The sequence below is a fragment of the Streptococcus mitis genome (assembly GCF_946188585.1).
Taxonomy (GTDB): Bacteria; Bacillota; Bacilli; order Lactobacillales; family Streptococcaceae; genus Streptococcus; species Streptococcus mitis_DG.
Genome location: NZ_CAMHVI010000005.1, coordinates 95,054 through 109,458, shown reverse-complemented (window position 1 = coordinate 109,458; position 14,405 = coordinate 95,054). Strand labels below are relative to the sequence as shown.

12 protein-coding genes and 10 tRNA genes are annotated in these 14,405 nt (G+C 41.6%); 21 read left to right on the top strand and 1 reads right to left on the bottom strand.

Annotated features, from left to right (window positions below; all coding sequences use genetic code 11):
- Nucleotides 1–2 precede the first annotated feature (2 nt).
- The 18 genes from N8M66_RS07480 (at nucleotide 3) to pcp (ending at nucleotide 8,870) form a co-directional block, all read left to right on the top strand.
- Nucleotides 3–76, top strand: a tRNA-Ile gene (locus N8M66_RS07480).
- 8 nt (nucleotides 77–84) lie between these two features.
- Nucleotides 85–156: transfer RNA gene (locus N8M66_RS07475), tRNA-Glu, on the top strand.
- A 4-nt stretch (nucleotides 157–160) separates the two neighbouring features.
- Nucleotides 161–250 (top strand) — tRNA-Ser (locus N8M66_RS07470).
- A gap of 10 nt (nucleotides 251–260) precedes the next feature.
- Nucleotides 261–334, top strand: a tRNA-Met gene (locus N8M66_RS07465).
- A gap of 3 nt (nucleotides 335–337) precedes the next feature.
- Nucleotides 338–410, top strand: a tRNA-Phe gene (locus N8M66_RS07460).
- A 17-nt stretch (nucleotides 411–427) separates the two neighbouring features.
- Nucleotides 428–508 (top strand) — tRNA-Tyr (locus tag N8M66_RS07455).
- An 11-nt stretch (nucleotides 509–519) separates the two neighbouring features.
- Nucleotides 520–590 (top strand) — tRNA-Trp (locus N8M66_RS07450).
- A gap of 14 nt (nucleotides 591–604) precedes the next feature.
- A tRNA-His gene (locus N8M66_RS07445) sits at nucleotides 605–677 on the top strand.
- Between the two features lie 13 nt (nucleotides 678–690).
- Nucleotides 691–762, top strand: a tRNA-Gln gene (locus N8M66_RS07440).
- A 9-nt stretch (nucleotides 763–771) separates the two neighbouring features.
- Nucleotides 772–855 (top strand) — tRNA-Leu (locus N8M66_RS07435).
- Between the two features lie 105 nt (nucleotides 856–960).
- Nucleotides 961–2,238: a glutamate-cysteine ligase family protein gene (locus N8M66_RS07430; protein WP_261046564.1), complete on the top strand. Its 1,278-nt coding sequence runs from the start codon at nucleotides 961–963 to the stop codon at nucleotides 2,236–2,238.
- Nucleotides 2,239–2,313: 75 nt separating this feature from the next.
- A complete protein-coding gene (gene thrC / locus N8M66_RS07425; protein ID WP_261046560.1) occupies nucleotides 2,314–3,798 on the top strand; it encodes a threonine synthase in 1,485 nt (494 codons plus the stop codon).
- Between the two features lie 60 nt (nucleotides 3,799–3,858).
- The gene (locus N8M66_RS07420) at nucleotides 3,859–5,139 is read left to right on the top strand and encodes an MATE family efflux transporter (protein WP_261046559.1); all 1,281 of its coding nucleotides are present in this window, start codon (nucleotides 3,859–3,861) and stop codon (nucleotides 5,137–5,139) included.
- Nucleotides 5,140–5,142: 3 nt separating this feature from the next.
- Nucleotides 5,143–5,760: an HAD family hydrolase gene (locus tag N8M66_RS07415; RefSeq protein WP_261046557.1), complete on the top strand. Its 618-nt coding sequence runs from the start codon at nucleotides 5,143–5,145 to the stop codon at nucleotides 5,758–5,760.
- Between the two features lie 168 nt (nucleotides 5,761–5,928).
- Nucleotides 5,929–7,119: a LysM peptidoglycan-binding domain-containing protein gene (locus N8M66_RS07410; RefSeq protein WP_261046555.1), complete on the top strand. Its 1,191-nt coding sequence runs from the start codon at nucleotides 5,929–5,931 to the stop codon at nucleotides 7,117–7,119.
- Between the two features lie 195 nt (nucleotides 7,120–7,314).
- Entirely contained in the window at nucleotides 7,315–7,740 is a 426-nt protein-coding gene (locus N8M66_RS07405) for a MarR family winged helix-turn-helix transcriptional regulator (RefSeq protein WP_261046553.1), read from the top strand.
- A 10-nt stretch (nucleotides 7,741–7,750) separates the two neighbouring features.
- The gene (locus tag N8M66_RS07400; protein WP_261046550.1) at nucleotides 7,751–8,113 is read left to right on the top strand and encodes a DUF1304 domain-containing protein; all 363 of its coding nucleotides are present in this window, start codon (nucleotides 7,751–7,753) and stop codon (nucleotides 8,111–8,113) included.
- 112 nt (nucleotides 8,114–8,225) lie between these two features.
- Nucleotides 8,226–8,870 carry a pyroglutamyl-peptidase I gene (gene pcp / locus N8M66_RS07395; protein WP_261046547.1) on the top strand — a complete coding sequence of 215 codons (645 nt, stop codon included), beginning with the start codon at nucleotides 8,226–8,228 and terminating at the stop codon, nucleotides 8,868–8,870.
- Nucleotides 8,871–8,895: 25 nt separating this feature from the next.
- On the opposite strand, the gene N8M66_RS07390 is transcribed toward pcp, so the two are convergent.
- Nucleotides 8,896–9,753 carry a DUF975 family protein gene (locus N8M66_RS07390; protein ID WP_261046545.1) on the bottom strand — a complete coding sequence of 286 codons (858 nt, stop codon included), beginning with the start codon at nucleotides 9,751–9,753 and terminating at the stop codon, nucleotides 8,896–8,898.
- Between the two features lie 116 nt (nucleotides 9,754–9,869).
- Here N8M66_RS07390 and tgt point away from each other — a divergent pair, with 116 nt between their 5' ends.
- The 3 genes from tgt to nagA all read left to right on the top strand — a co-directional run bounded on the left by tgt (nucleotide 9,870) and on the right by nagA (nucleotide 14,233).
- Nucleotides 9,870–11,012 (top strand): tRNA guanosine(34) transglycosylase Tgt, encoded by a 1,143-nt coding sequence (tgt, locus tag N8M66_RS07385; protein WP_001285237.1) that lies wholly within the window; start codon nucleotides 9,870–9,872, stop codon nucleotides 11,010–11,012.
- 100 nt (nucleotides 11,013–11,112) lie between these two features.
- Nucleotides 11,113–12,930, top strand: coding sequence for an acyltransferase family protein (locus N8M66_RS07380; protein WP_261046543.1), 1,818 nt, complete (start codon nucleotides 11,113–11,115; stop codon nucleotides 12,928–12,930).
- 151 nt (nucleotides 12,931–13,081) lie between these two features.
- Complete coding sequence (gene nagA / locus N8M66_RS07375; RefSeq protein WP_070480137.1) at nucleotides 13,082–14,233, top strand: N-acetylglucosamine-6-phosphate deacetylase; 1,152 nt, start codon at nucleotides 13,082–13,084, stop codon at nucleotides 14,231–14,233.
- Nucleotides 14,234–14,405: the final 172 nt, after the last annotated feature.

The following is a 14,405-nucleotide window of genomic DNA, read 5'->3' as shown; positions in this document are numbered from 1 at the left end:
TTGGGCGCGTAGCTCAGGTGGTTAGAGCGCACGCCTGATAAGCGTGAGGTCGGTGGTTCGAGTCCACTCGTGCCCATAAAGTTTGGTCCGTTGGTCAAGGGGTTAAGACACCGCCTTTTCACGGCGGTAACACGGGTTCGAATCCCGTACGGACTATTTTGGAGGATTACCCAAGTCCGGCTGAAGGGAACGGTCTTGAAAACCGTCAGGCGTGTAAAAGCGTGCGTGGGTTCGAATCCCACATCCTCCTTTTGTATTAACGCGGGATGGAGCAGCTCGGTAGCTCGTCGGGCTCATAACCCGAAGGTCGTAGGTTCAAATCCTGCTCCCGCAATAAGGCTCGGTAGCTCAGTTGGTAGAGCAATGGATTGAAGCTCCATGTGTCGGCGGTTCGATTCCGTCTCGCGCCATATTTTATTTATAACTTGGAAGGGTAGCGAAGAGGCTAAACGCGGCGGACTGTAAATCCGCTCCTTCGGGTTCGGGGGTTCGAATCCCTCCCCTTCCATTACTTTAGTTACGGGCATAGTTTAAAGGTAGAACTAAGGTCTCCAAAACCTTCAGTGTGGGTTCAATTCCTACTGCCCGTGTTAATATGATTATGGCGGGTGTGGTGAAGTGGTTAACACACCAGATTGTGGCTCTGGCATGCGTGGGTTCGATCCCCATCACTCGCCTATTTTATATTATTGGGGTATAGCCAAGCGGTAAGGCAAGGGACTTTGACTCCCTCATGCGTTGGTTCGAATCCAGCTACCCCAGTTACTATTTGCCGGCGTGGCGGAATTGGCAGACGCGCTGGACTCAAAATCCAGTGTCCGCAAGGACGTGCCGGTTCGACCCCGGCCGCCGGTATAGTATAGAGCTAGGAACGTAGTTAATCTTCGTTCCTTTTTGTATTATTTTTGGTATAATAGTAGTTATTCAAATTTTATTTAGATTATGAAAGTGTAGGGAAGTATGTCTCGTTCTATCGATTTATTAAAACATCGGTATTTGAAAAATATTAAAGAAAATCCTGAATTGTTTGTTGGGATTGAGCTGGAATATCCTGTTGCAAATTTGGAGGGCTTTGCTACAGATGTTGAAATTATAAAGGATCTATTTCATTATTTAGTTTCTGCTATGGATTTCACTGTAGAAAAGGTAGATGATTTTGGCAATCCTATCCAGTTAGTAGATCCGATAAGTCAGGATGCTATTTTGTTTGAAGTTTCCTATACTACAATTGAGTTTGCATTTGGTAAGGCTGAAACGATACAAGAAGTTGAAGAACGTTTTAGTATTTATATGGAAGCAATCCAGAAGAAGTTAGCTGAATCAAATCATGCTATTGTCGGCTGTGGTATTCATCCCAACTGGGATAAAAATGAGAATTGTCCCGTGGCTTACCCACGATATCAGATGTTGATGGACTATTTGAATTTGAGCAAAAATGTGACTAAATCAGACTTACATCAATTCCCTGAATACGGAGCGTTCATTTGTGGGTGTCAGGTTCAGTTGGATGTTTCAAAGTCTAACTACTTACGAGTGATTAATGCTTTTACCCAAATTGAAGCAGTTAAGGCTTATTTATTTGCAAACTCTGAGTTTACAGGTGTGGATTGGGATACGAAAATTTCAAGGGATATTTTCTGGGAAGAATCCATGCATGGTATCTATCCAGAAAACGTCGGGGTCAATGCTAGACTTTTTAAAGATGAGGATGATTTTTTTGATTATCTAGATCATTCTGCAATTTTTACTGCGGAACGTGATGGACAAACCTATTATTTTTATCCGATTCAGGCAAGGGACTATTTGGCTACACCTGAAATTCAAGCATATGCACTTAATGGGGATGAGATTATTATTTATCCTCAAGAGAAGGATTTTGAAACTCATCGTAGTTATCAGTACCAAGACTTAACGACTCGCGGAACAGTTGAGTTTCGTAGTGTGTGTACTCAACCTCTAGATAGAACCTTCGCTTCAGCAGCTTTTCACTTAGGATTGTTGGTTAATTTAGATAAGTTAGAAGCTTACTTAGAAGCAGCGCCTTTCTTTAAAGAATTTGGGAAAAATTATAAGTTTTTAAGACGACAATTTTCTAAGAAGAAGCTTACAGATGAGGAAGAAACTGCGATTATTGAAATTTCCAAAGACTTACTCCTGCTAGCCGAGGAAGGACTGGAGATGAGAAATAAGCAAGAAATGACCTATTTACAGCCTTTGAAAGAAGAATTGGGACTATAATTTCTCTTATAAAGGGAGAATTTTCTGAAAAATCATGATATAATGGAAGAGACTATAGATAAAGGATAGAGAGTAATGACATTAGTTTATCAATCAACGCGTGATGCCAACAATACAGTAACTGCCAGCCAAGCAATTTTGCAAGGTTTGGCAACGGATGGTGGTTTGTTTACACCGGTTACTTATCCAAAGGTAGATTTGGATTTTGAAAAATTGAAAGATGCTTCTTACCAAGAAGTTGCTAAGTTAGTTTTATCAGCCTTTTTAGATGACTTTACAGCTGAAGAGTTGGACTACTGTATCAACAATGCCTACGATAGCAAGTTTGATACACCAGCTATAGCGCCTTTAGTGAAATTAGACGGGCAATACAACTTGGAACTGTTCCATGGTTCTACGATTGCCTTTAAGGATATGGCCTTGTCTATCTTGCCATACTTTATGACGACTGCTGCTAAAAAGCATGGTTTGGAGAACAAAATCGTAATTTTGACAGCGACATCTGGTGATACTGGGAAAGCTGCTATGGCGGGATTTGCGGATGTGCCTGGTACAGAGATTATCGTCTTTTATCCAAAGGATGGTGTCAGCAAGGTGCAAGAGTTGCAAATGACCACTCAGACTGGCGACAATACTCATGTTATCGCCATTGACGGTAACTTTGACGATGCGCAAACCAATGTGAAACATATGTTTAACGATGTAGCCCTTCGTGAAAAATTGGCTGCCAACAAGTTGCAATTTTCATCAGCTAACTCTATGAACATTGGTCGTTTGGTACCACAGATTGTTTATTATGTTTATGCCTACGCTCAGTTGGTTAAGTCTGGTGAGATTGTGGCTGGTGATAAGGTCAACTTCACAGTACCAACAGGAAACTTTGGAAATATCTTGGCTGCCTTTTATGCTAAACAAATTGGTCTGCCAGTTGGCAAATTAATCTGTGCTTCAAATGACAACAATGTTTTAACTGACTTCTTTAAAACACGTGTTTACGACAAGAAACGTGAGTTTAAAGTCACAACTAGTCCATCTATGGATATCTTAGTATCTTCAAACTTGGAGCGTCTCATTTTACACCTTTTAGGAAATGATGCGGTTAAGACAGCAGAACTCATGAATGCCTTGAATACACAAGGACAATATGAATTGACTGATTTTGATGCTGAGATACTGGACCTCTTTGCGGCTGAATATGCGACTGAGGAAGAAACAGCATTAGAAATCAAGCGTGTTTATCAAACAGATGTTTATATTGAGGACCCACATACGGCAGTTGCCTCAGCGGTTTATAGAAAATACCAAGCGGCTACTGATGATGCGACTAAGACTGTGATTGCTTCAACAGCTAGTCCATACAAGTTCCCAGTGGTTGCAGTAGAGGCTGTAACAGGGAAAGTAGGTTTGACAGACTTTGAAGCCTTGGCTCAATTACATGAAATTTCAGGAGTGGCTGTGCCACCAGCGGTTGATGGGCTTGAAACAGCTCCTGTTCGTCATAAGACAACAGTGGCAGCTGCTGATATGCAAGCAGCGGTTGAGGCTTATCTAGGACTTTAAGACAGAGGGAGTAAACTCGGTTGGGAAACCAACTGAGTTTCTTTTCATCAGGAGGAAGGATTGTTTAAGAAAAATAAAGACATTCTTAATATTGCCTTGCCAGCTATGGGCGAAAACTTTTTGCAGATGCTCATGGGGATGGTGGACAGTTATTTAGTTGCTCATTTAGGATTGATAGCTATTTCAGGTGTTTCAGTGGCTGGTAATATTATTACTATTTATCAGGCGATTTTCATTGCTCTGGGGGCAGCTATTTCTAGTGTTATTTCAAAGAGTTTGGGGCAGAAGGATCAGTCTAAGCTAGCCTATCATGTGACTGAGGCATTGAAGATTACTTTACTATTAAGTTTCCTTTTAGGAGCTTTGTCTATCTTCGCTGGACAAGAGATGATAGGACTTTTGGGGACTGAACAGGCTGTGGCCGAAAGTGGCGGACTCTATCTATCTTTGGTAGGTGGTTCGATTGTTCTTTTGGGCTTGATGACGAGTCTAAGTGCCTTGATTCGTGCAACGCATAATCCACGTCAGCCTCTTTATGTCAGCCTCTTGTCAAATGCTTTGAATATCCTCTTTTCCAGTCTAGCTATTTTTATTCTTGATATGGGGATAGCGGGTGTTGCTTGGGGGACTATTCTGTCTCGTTTGGTTGGTCTTGTGATTTTGTGGTCACAATTAAAATTGCCTTATACGAAACCGACTTTTGGTTTAGATAAGGAACTGTTGACCTTGGCTTTACCAGCAGCTGGAGAGCGACTTATGATGAGGGCTGGAGATGTCGTTATCATTGCCTTGGTCGTTTCTTTTGGGACGGAGGCAGTGGCTGGAAATGCGGTCGGAGAAGTCTTGACCCAGTTTAACTACATGCCTGCCTTTGGTGTTGCTACGGCAACGGTTATGTTGGTGGCCCGAGCAGTTGGAGAGGATAATTGGGGAAGAGTCGCTAGTTTGAGCAAGCAAACCTTTTGGCTTTCTCTGTTTCTCATGTTGCCCTTGACCTTTAGTATCTATGCCTTAGGAATACCACTGACTCATCTCTATACGACTGATCCTCTAGCGGTTGAGGCTAGTGTTCTAGTGACACTTTTTTCACTACTTGGTACTCCCATGGCGACAGGAACAGTTATTTATACGGCAGTTTGGCAGGGTTTGGGGAATGCTCGGCTTCCCTTTTATGCAACAAGTATAGGAATGTGGTGTATCCGTATTGGGACAGCTTATCTGATGGGAATTGTTCTTGGTTGGGGCTTGTCTGGTATTTGGGCAGGGACTCTCTTGGATAATGGTTTTCGCTGGTTATTTCTACGCTACCGTTACCAGCGTTATATGAGCTTGAAAGGATAGGAAATGCAAAAAACAGCTTTTATTTGGGATTTAGACGGGACTTTATTGGACTCTTACGAAGCGATTTTATCAGGGATTGAGGAGACTTTTGCTCAGTTTTCTATTCCTTACGATAAGGAGAAAGTGAGAGAGTTTATCCTCAAGTATTCGGTGCAGGATTTGCTTGTGCAGGTGGCAGAAGAGCGAAAGATGGATGTGGAAGTGCTCAATCAGGTGCGTGCCCAGAGTCTGGCTGAGAAGAATGCTCAGGTAGTTTTAATGCCAGGTGCGCGTGAGGTGCTGGCTTGGGCAGACCAAGCAGGAATTCAGCAGTTTGTTTATACTCATAAAGGGGACAACGCTTTTACCATTCTCAGAGACTTGGGGTTGGAGTCCTATTTCACAGAAATTCTAACCAGTCAGAGTGGTTATGAGCGGAAGCCAAGTCCAGAAGCGGCTATCTATCTGATAGACAAGTATCAGCTGAATCCTGAGAACACCTATTATATAGGGGATCGGACTCTGGATGTGGAATTTGCTCAGAATAGTGGGATTCAAAGTATCAACTTTTTAGAGTCAACTTATGAAGGGAATCACAGGATTCAAGAATTAGCAGATATTACTTGCATTTTTGAGGATTAGGAGCGAGAAGATTATGTCAGTTTTGTGACAGAGACCTAACAAACTATTTCAAGTAATCGAGTTTGTTACAATGAATAGACAGTTCTGTTAAATAGGCCCGGGAGGGCTTTTTTTCTGCATTTTTTGTGTTATCATAGACAGGTACTCATTTGAAAGGAATTTGAAAGAATGAAGAAAAGAATATTATTAGCATCAACAGTAGCCTTGTCATTTGCCCCAGTATTGGCAACTCAAGCAGAAGAAGTTCTTTGGACTGCACGTAGTGTTGAGCAAATCCAAAACGATTTGACTAAAACGGACAACAAAACAAGCTATACAGTTCAGTATGGTGATACTTTGAGCACCATTGCAGAAGCCTTGGGTGTAGATGTCACAGTTCTTGCGAATTTGAATAAAATCACTAATATGGACCTGATTTTCCCAGAAACTGTTTTGACAACGACTGTCAATGAAGCAGAAGAAGTAACGGAAGTTGAAATCCAAACACCTCAAGCAGATTCTAGTGAAGAAGTGACAACTGCGACAGCAGATTTGACAACTAATCAAGTAACCGTTGATGATCAAACTGTTCAGGTTGCAGACCTTTCTCAACCGATTGCAGAAGTTCCAAAAGCGGTAGAAACTCCAAGGACAAAAGAAGTAGCATCAAATTCAGAAGTTACAGAGACAGTGACTGCTGCAGAAGACGTGGCATCATCTACAAACACTTCTACTTCAACGGAGCAAACAGCCGAAACAATCAGCCCGGTTGAAGAGGCAGCTCCTCAGGTAACGATTACAGCTGAGAAAGAGGAAACTCAAGCAAACCCACAAGCTGCTTCAACAGTGGAACCAACTACAACTCCAGTAGAAGAAAAAGCAACGGAAACAACTGCAACAAGTTCAGAAGAATCATCAAGTGAAGCTACACCAGCAGTTTCTACTTATCAACCAGAAGAGAAGAAAACAGTTTCAACAACTTACGCAGCTCCAGCTGCGCCCGATTATGCTGGACTGGCAGTAGCGAAATCTGAAAATGCTGGCCTTCAACCACAAACAGCTGCCTTTAAAGAAGAAATCGCTAACTTGTTTGGCATCACATCCTTTAGTGGTTACCGTCCAGGAGATAGTGGAGATCACGGAAAAGGTTTGGCTATCGACTTTATGGTACCAGAAAGCTCAGAATTAGGTGATAAGATTGCGGAATACGCTATTCAAAACATGGTCAGCCGTGGTATTAGTTATATCATCTGGAACCAACGTTTCTATGCTCCATTCGATAGCAAATATGGACCAGCTAATACTTGGAACCCAATGCCAGACCGTGGTAGCGTGACAGAAAATCACTATGATCACGTTCACGTTTCAATGAATGGATAAATCAGACTTGGTAATATCATTTTGACGAATGAGATGTAGCTTTCGTGATAGGAAGCGACTCTCGTTCGTTTTTTTCTTTGTCAATTTGAAGGAAGTTACCATCTTGTAATAATCCAAGCATAATTCTTGCAATCTATTTTACTTCGCAATATAATTGATTAGTCAATTATTGATAAATCAAGGGAAGAGGAAGAAATGATAGAGATTCAAGATTTACTTTATCAACTCCGCTTGTCTGAGCAAGCGAACACGCAATTATTTGAAAAAAGACTTGGAATTAGTTTGACACGGTATCAGATTTTACTGTTTTTGCTGGAGAATTCTCCTTGTAATCAAATGGCGGTTCAGGAGCGTTTGAAGATTGATCAGGCTGCTTTGACACGGCATTTCAAGATTTTGGAAAAGGAAGGTTTGGTGGATCGCCATCGCAATCCTGAAAATCAGCGGGAAGTCTTGGTAGAGGCTACGAAGTATGCCAAGGAGCAGTTAGTGGTGAATCCTCCTCTGAATCATGTCAGGGTTAAGGAAGCGATGGAAAGTATCTTAACAGAGTCTGAGAGAACAGAACTCAGCCGTTTATTAAATAAATTGGTTTTGGGTATTGAAAATATAGAGATTTAAGGAGAAAAATATGTCAATTATGACAATCATTTTAGCAACGATTGTTGCTTTGGAACATTTTTACATTTTTTATTTGGAAAGTATTGCAACGCAATCAGATGCGACTAGTCGTGTCTTTAATATGGACAAGGAAGAACTGGCTCGTCCGTCTGTAAGTTCATTGTTTAAAAATCAAGGGATTTATAATGCTCTGCTAGGAGTCTTTCTCTTGTATGGGATTTTTTTCTCACAGAATTTAGAAATTGTGACTATTTTTGTCTTGTTTGTGATTGGTGCTGCGGCTTATGGCTCTCTAACAGCAGATAAGAAAATTATTTTGAAGCAAGGTGGACCAGCTATTTTGGCCTTGATTAGTATTTTACTCTTTAAATAAACTTAAAGTTCAATCCTAGTCTCGCTAGTCCTTTTCACTCCAGAATAAGGGAAATATGTTATACTTGTTTTTAAGAAAAAAGTCTCATTGAATTTGTTTTGAGGAGTTAGAAATGAAAGTATTAGTGACAGGTTTTGAGCCCTTTGGAGGGGAAAAGGTTAATCCAGCTTTGGAGGCCATTAAAGGTTTACCAGCTGAAATCCATGGTGCTGAGGTCCGTTGCCTAGAAGTGCCGACAGTCTTTCACAAATCGGCCCAAGTATTGGAAGAAGAAATGAACCGTTATCAACCTGACTTTATCCTTTGTATCGGCCAAGCAGGTGGAAGGTCTAGCTTGACACCTGAGCGAGTAGCCATTAATCAAGACGATGCACGCATTCCTGATAACGAAGGTAATCAGCCGATTGATCTTCCCATTCGAGTGGATGGTGCTCCGGCCTACTTTAGTAGTTTGCCTATTAAAGCGATGGTTCAAGCTATAAAAAAAGAGGGCTTACCGGCCTCTGTTTCCAATACTGCAGGGACTTTTGTCTGCAATCATTTGATGTATCAGGCCCTCTATTTGGTAGAAAAGAAATTTCCACATGTTAAGGCAGGTTTTATGCACATTCCTTATATGATGGAACAGGTGGTGAATCGACCGACAACTCCAGCTATGAGTTTAGTGGATATTCGGCGAGGGATAGAAGTGGCAATCCGCGCTATTATCGAATATGGGGATCAGGATCTCAAGTTGGTAGGCGGAGAAACTCATTGATAGAAAAAGCTTGAGGGAACAACCTTCAAGCTTTTGGACGTTTTCGAGCCAATACTGCTCGGTAAAAAATCATTTTATTAATTTGAATGTAGGGTAGGAGTGAGAAACTAGCAATCCCAAAGGTAATCCAATTGAGGAAATACCAAGGAAGGAGTTGTAAGTCTAGGATAAAACGCTGAAACTTGTAACCTTTCATCATGAAACGGCTGGTTTTAAGGATTTGTCCTGGTTTGGCTTGTCCCAAGTCTAGGGTGTCACAAAGGAGAAATTCTACCTGCGAATAAGCATAGTATTGTGGAATATAGAGACTATTTCCTATAATCATCAAGAAAATACTTGCTAGAACGTAAAGACCAAAGGTCATGAGGAAACGCTCAGTTTCAACTGACGTGAGATCCAGATTGGGAAATTCAGGATGGATTGCAACGAATTTCTTTGCTAAAAAGCTACTGTAAAAGAGGAAGTAAATCCCAAGCAAGCTAGGAATGCTCCATAAGAAGAGGTAGAAGCGTTTGAGAAGGAGAGTCAAAAAGGTTTGTGAAAAGTGCTCTTCGTTAAAGAGTGCGAGACTATTTTTGACGGATAGTTCTGTATCAGGATTCTTGATGAGTTTCAGCGTTGTATAAACTGAACTGGTTAGAAGAATAGCTCCGATAAAGGAGACTAATAGTGGAAAAAGGTAGGCTTGGAATACATGGCCGAGCACGCTAAAAAAGGGTTGTTCTAAAACACTCTCGTTGATACGCTCTAAGGGATTAAGGAAGCCAGACAAGATGACTAGCATGCTAGGTAAGAGATAGACGAGAAAGAGGCGGGGATTTTCAGCTTGAAATTGTCTAGCCTGCAGACGAATGGTTTTTAAATCAATTTTTGGGTATTTCATTCTCTCATTATACCATAGTTCGTGACAGTTCCTACTTTTTTTGATAAAATCATACAGTATGCCCTTGGGAACAAAGTATGAACTGGGACTGTCTTTCCCAGCTTCGGAGGTAAAAAATGTCAGATTCACCAATCAAATATCGTTTGATTAAGAAAGAAAAACACACAGGAGCTCGTCTGGGAGAAATCATCACTCCCCACGGTACCTTCCCAACACCTATGTTTATGCCAGTTGGGACACAAGCCACTGTCAAAACTCAGTCGCCTGAAGAATTGAAGGAGATGGGTTCGGGAATTATCCTATCCAATACCTATCATCTCTGGCTTCGTCCTGGAGATGAACTCATTGCTCGCGCAGGCGGTCTCCACAAGTTTATGAATTGGGACCAGCCTATCTTGACAGATAGTGGTGGTTTTCAGGTTTATTCCTTAGCAGATAGCCGTAATATCACAGAAGAAGGAGTAACCTTTAAAAACCATCTCAATGGTTCTAAGATGTTCCTATCGCCAGAAAAAGCTATCTCTATTCAGAATAATTTGGGCTCAGACATCATGATGTCCTTTGACGAATGTCCTCAGTTTTATCAACCTTACGACTACGTTAAGAAATCAATCGAGCGTACCAGCCGTTGGGCTGAGCGTGGTTTGAAGGCTCACCGTCGTCCACATGACCAAGGTTTGTTTGGAATTGTGCAGGGGGCTGGATTTGAAGACCTGCGTCGCCAATCGGCTCATGACCTTGTCAGTATGGATTTCCCAGGCTACTCTATCGGTGGCTTAGCAGTGGGAGAAACCCACGAAGAGATGAATGCGGTCTTGGACTTTACAACACAACTGCTGCCTGAAAATAAACCTCGTTATCTGATGGGTGTGGGAGCGCCAGATAGCTTGATTGATGGGGTGATTCGTGGGGTGGATATGTTTGACTGTGTCTTGCCGACTCGAATCGCTCGTAATGGGACTTGTATGACCAGTCAAGGTCGTTTGGTTGTCAAAAATGCCCAGTTTGCTGAGGACTTTACGCCACTGGATCCTGAGTGTGATTGCTACACATGTAAGAACTATACACGCGCTTACCTTCGTCACCTGCTCAAGGCCGATGAAACCTTTGGTATCCGCTTGACTAGTTACCATAACCTTTACTTCTTGCTTAACCTGATGAAGCAAGTGCGACAAGCCATCATGGATGACAATCTCTTGGAATTCCGTGAGTATTTTGTGGAAAAATATGGCTATAATAAATCAGGCCGTAATTTCTAAAATGGAAGTGATATAAGCTAAAAATCCTAAGTTTTCTCTTGGGATTTTTCTTCTTTTTTTGATAGAATAAAGTGTATAATGAAAGGGAGAATAAACTCGTATGCGCATTAAATGGTTTTCCTTGATTAGGATTACAGGTTTACTTTTGGTACTCTTGTATCATTTCTTTCAGACCATCTTTCCTGGAGGATTTTTCGGGGTAGATGTCTTTTTCACATTTTCAGGATTCCTGATTACGGCTCTACTCATCGAAGAATTTTCTAAAAACCATGAGATTGACTTGATAGGATTTTTTAGGAGACGTTTTTATCGGATTGTGCCACCTGTGGTTTTGATGGTCTTGGTGACTATGCCCTTTACTTTCTTAGTTCGCCAAGACTATGTTGCTGGAATTGGTGGTCAGATTGCAGGTGTCTTAGGTTTTATGACCAACTTCTATGAGCTCCTAACAGGTGGGAGTTATGAATCTCAGTTCATTCCTCATTTGTTTGTTCATAATTGGAGCTTGGCTGTTGAGGTGCACTACTATATTCTTTGGGGACTGGCGGTTTGGTTCTTATCCAAACAGTCAAGATCAAATGGTCAGTTGAGAGGGATGATCTTTCTTTTATCTGCTGCTGCCTTTTTGATTAGTTTCTTCTCCATGTTTATCGGTAGTTTTCTAGTAACCTCTTATTCCTCTGTGTACTTCTCCAGTTTAACTCATGTCTATCCATTCTTTTTGGGAAGTATCTTAGCAACGATTGTAGGCGTTCGTCAGACGACTTCTCTCGTCAAGCAGTTGGATAAAATCTGGGATTTACGCAAGACCCTGTTGGTTTTTGCAGGAGGTTTTGGCTTCTTACTTATTTTGACCTTCTTTGTCAAATTCACCTATCTCTTTGCCTATCTTATGGGCTTCTTGCTTGCCAGTCTTGCAGCTCTTGCTATGATTCTGGCAGCGCGTGTCTTACATGAAAAGACTCCTAATATGCAGGAGCCAAAGATTATCAGTTTTTTAGCGGATACTAGCTATGCGGTTTATCTTTTCCATTGGCCTTTCTATATCATTTTTTCACAGTTGACATCAAATCTTCTTGCTGTGTTATTAACTTTGATCTTTTCTTATGGATTCGCCAGTCTGTCATTTTATGTGTTGGAACCTTGGATTGCAGGAAAGAACACACCTATTATACAAACTCTCCGTCCCCTGCCTCATATTCACACAATCCTTGCAGCAAGCACTGGCATTTTGACCTTCATTGTCTTCTTAGTGACCTTGTTGGCACCACAAGTGGGAGCTTTTGAGACAGATTTAACTGTCAATGGCTTGAAGCAAGCTGCAACAAATATTGGACAGACCAAGGTGATGGCAGAACGAGCAGAAGCTGATAGTTTAGGAATTGCTGATGGAACGATGTTAATTGGGGACTCAGTGGCCTTGAGGGCCAATACAGCTCTACAGACAGCCCTTCCTGGAGCACAGATTAATGCACAAGTCAGCAGAACAACCAAGACTGCCAATGAAATCATGCTAAATAATAGCCAGAATAAATTTCTACCAAAGATGGTGGTTATTGCAACTGGGGTAAATAATCCTGAAAATTACAAGGAAGATTGGGATAGCATCGTGAAAAATCTTCCAAAGGGCCACCATATGGTTTTGGTGACTCCTTATGAGGGGGATAAGGCAAAAGAGACCTATGCCATCGTTGAGAAAGAGGCTGCCTATATGAGAGAATTGGCAGAGAAGACTCCTTACATCACGATAGCAGATTGGAATCAAGTTGCGAAAGAGCATCCAGAAATTTGGACTGGAACAGACCAAGTCCATTTTGGAAGTGACAATAGTAAAATTGAAGCAGGAGCAAAATTGTATGCAGATACGATTGCTACAGCCTTGCAAACAGCTCAAGACAAGCCAGTCAAATCAAAATAACTTGTATTTAAAAGAGAAGAGTTGGAGAAATCCAGCTCTTTTAAAATATCTCTAGAAAATAGGTCTATACCATTTACAAATAAAAAAGAAAGGTTTATAATGTAATTGACATAATAAATTATAGAATCAATCTTTTAAGGAGGTTAACATTATGCCTAACTATATTAAAGCGGATCAATTTTTCTACCCACACGGAGTTCGTCGCGGTGGTTACTTGGAACTTGTGGACGGCAAGTTTGGAAAACATGTCGAGCAGATTCCTGAAGGCTCTGAGGTGATTGACTATACAGGTTATAGCATTGCTCCAGGACTTGTCGATACCCATATTCATGGATTTGGCGGTGTGGATGTTATGGATAATAATATCGAAGGAACCCTTCATACCATGAGTGAAGGACTCCTTAGCATGGGGGTAACGAGCTTCTTGCCAACCACTTTGACATCATCTTATGAGCAATTGCTCGCGGTAACAGAAAATATCGGTGCTCGTTACCAGGAAGCAAGTGGAGCCAAGATTCGTGGAATCTATTTCGAAGGGCCTTATTTCACAGAGAAATACAAGGGGGCTCAAAACCCTGCCTACATGAAAGATCCTCGCATGGATGAGTTTCGTGCTTGGCAAAAAGCAGCTAATGGCTTGCTTAATAAAATTGCTCTTGCGCCAGAGCGTGAAGGTGTAGAAGACTTTGTACGGACTATCACTGGAGAAGGTGTGACGGTTGCTCTTGGGCACTCAAACGCAACTTTTGATGAAGCTAAAAAAGCAGTCGATGCTGGAGCGAGTGTTTGGGTACACGCCTACAATGGAATGCGTGGCTTGACTCACCGCGAACTGGGTATGGTTGGAGCCATGTACCAATTGCCACATACCTATGCAGAGTTGATCTGTGACGGCCATCACGTAGATCCAAAAGCCTGCGAAATTCTTATCAAACAAAAAGGAACTGAAAATATTGCCCTTATCACAGACTGTATGACAGCGGGTGGATTGGAAGACGGCGACTACATGTTGGGAGAATTCCCAGTTGTCGTTGCAAATGGAACTGCTCGTCTCAAATCGACAGGTAACTTGGCAGGTTCTATTCTCAAACTCAAAGACGGTTTGAAAAATGTTGTCGACTGGAACATTGCCTCTCCACACGAAGCAGTTATGATGGCAAGCTTTAACCCAGCAAAATCTGTTCACATTGATGATGTTTGTGGACAAATCCGTGAAGGCTATGACGCGGACTTTATCGTACTAGATAAAGATTTAGAATTGGTAGCAACCTACCTAGATGGCGTGAAACGTTATCAAGCATAAGAGAGAAAGCAGAAGTTAAAGACTGATTTCTTTTCAGGTTTTATAAAGAATCAATTGCACCCCAAAAGTTAGATTTTTTCCGACTAACTTTCGGGGTGTTTTCGTTGTGTGTGAAACAGAACTAACTTCTCTGGATAAATTATTTATCTAACTTTTTTTGGGAGTACTGTTA

Coding starts and splice junctions, on each gene's coding strand:
- pcp (WP_261046547.1), top strand. CDS start 8,226: ATGAAAGTATTAGTGACAGGTTTTGAGCCCTTTGGAGGGGAAAAGGTT.
- N8M66_RS07400 (WP_261046550.1), top strand. CDS start 7,751: ATGTCAATTATGACAATCATTTTAGCAACGATTGTTGCTTTGGAACAT.
- nagA (WP_070480137.1), top strand. CDS start 13,082: ATGCCTAACTATATTAAAGCGGATCAATTTTTCTACCCACACGGAGTT.
- N8M66_RS07390 (WP_261046545.1), bottom strand. CDS start 9,753: ATGAAATACCCAAAAATTGATTTAAAAACCATTCGTCTGCAGGCTAGA.
- N8M66_RS07430 (WP_261046564.1), top strand. CDS start 961: ATGTCTCGTTCTATCGATTTATTAAAACATCGGTATTTGAAAAATATT.
- N8M66_RS07405 (WP_261046553.1), top strand. CDS start 7,315: ATGATAGAGATTCAAGATTTACTTTATCAACTCCGCTTGTCTGAGCAA.
- thrC (WP_261046560.1), top strand. CDS start 2,314: ATGACATTAGTTTATCAATCAACGCGTGATGCCAACAATACAGTAACT.
- N8M66_RS07380 (WP_261046543.1), top strand. CDS start 11,113: ATGCGCATTAAATGGTTTTCCTTGATTAGGATTACAGGTTTACTTTTG.
- N8M66_RS07410 (WP_261046555.1), top strand. CDS start 5,929: ATGAAGAAAAGAATATTATTAGCATCAACAGTAGCCTTGTCATTTGCC.
- tgt (WP_001285237.1), top strand. CDS start 9,870: ATGTCAGATTCACCAATCAAATATCGTTTGATTAAGAAAGAAAAACAC.
- N8M66_RS07415 (WP_261046557.1), top strand. CDS start 5,143: ATGCAAAAAACAGCTTTTATTTGGGATTTAGACGGGACTTTATTGGAC.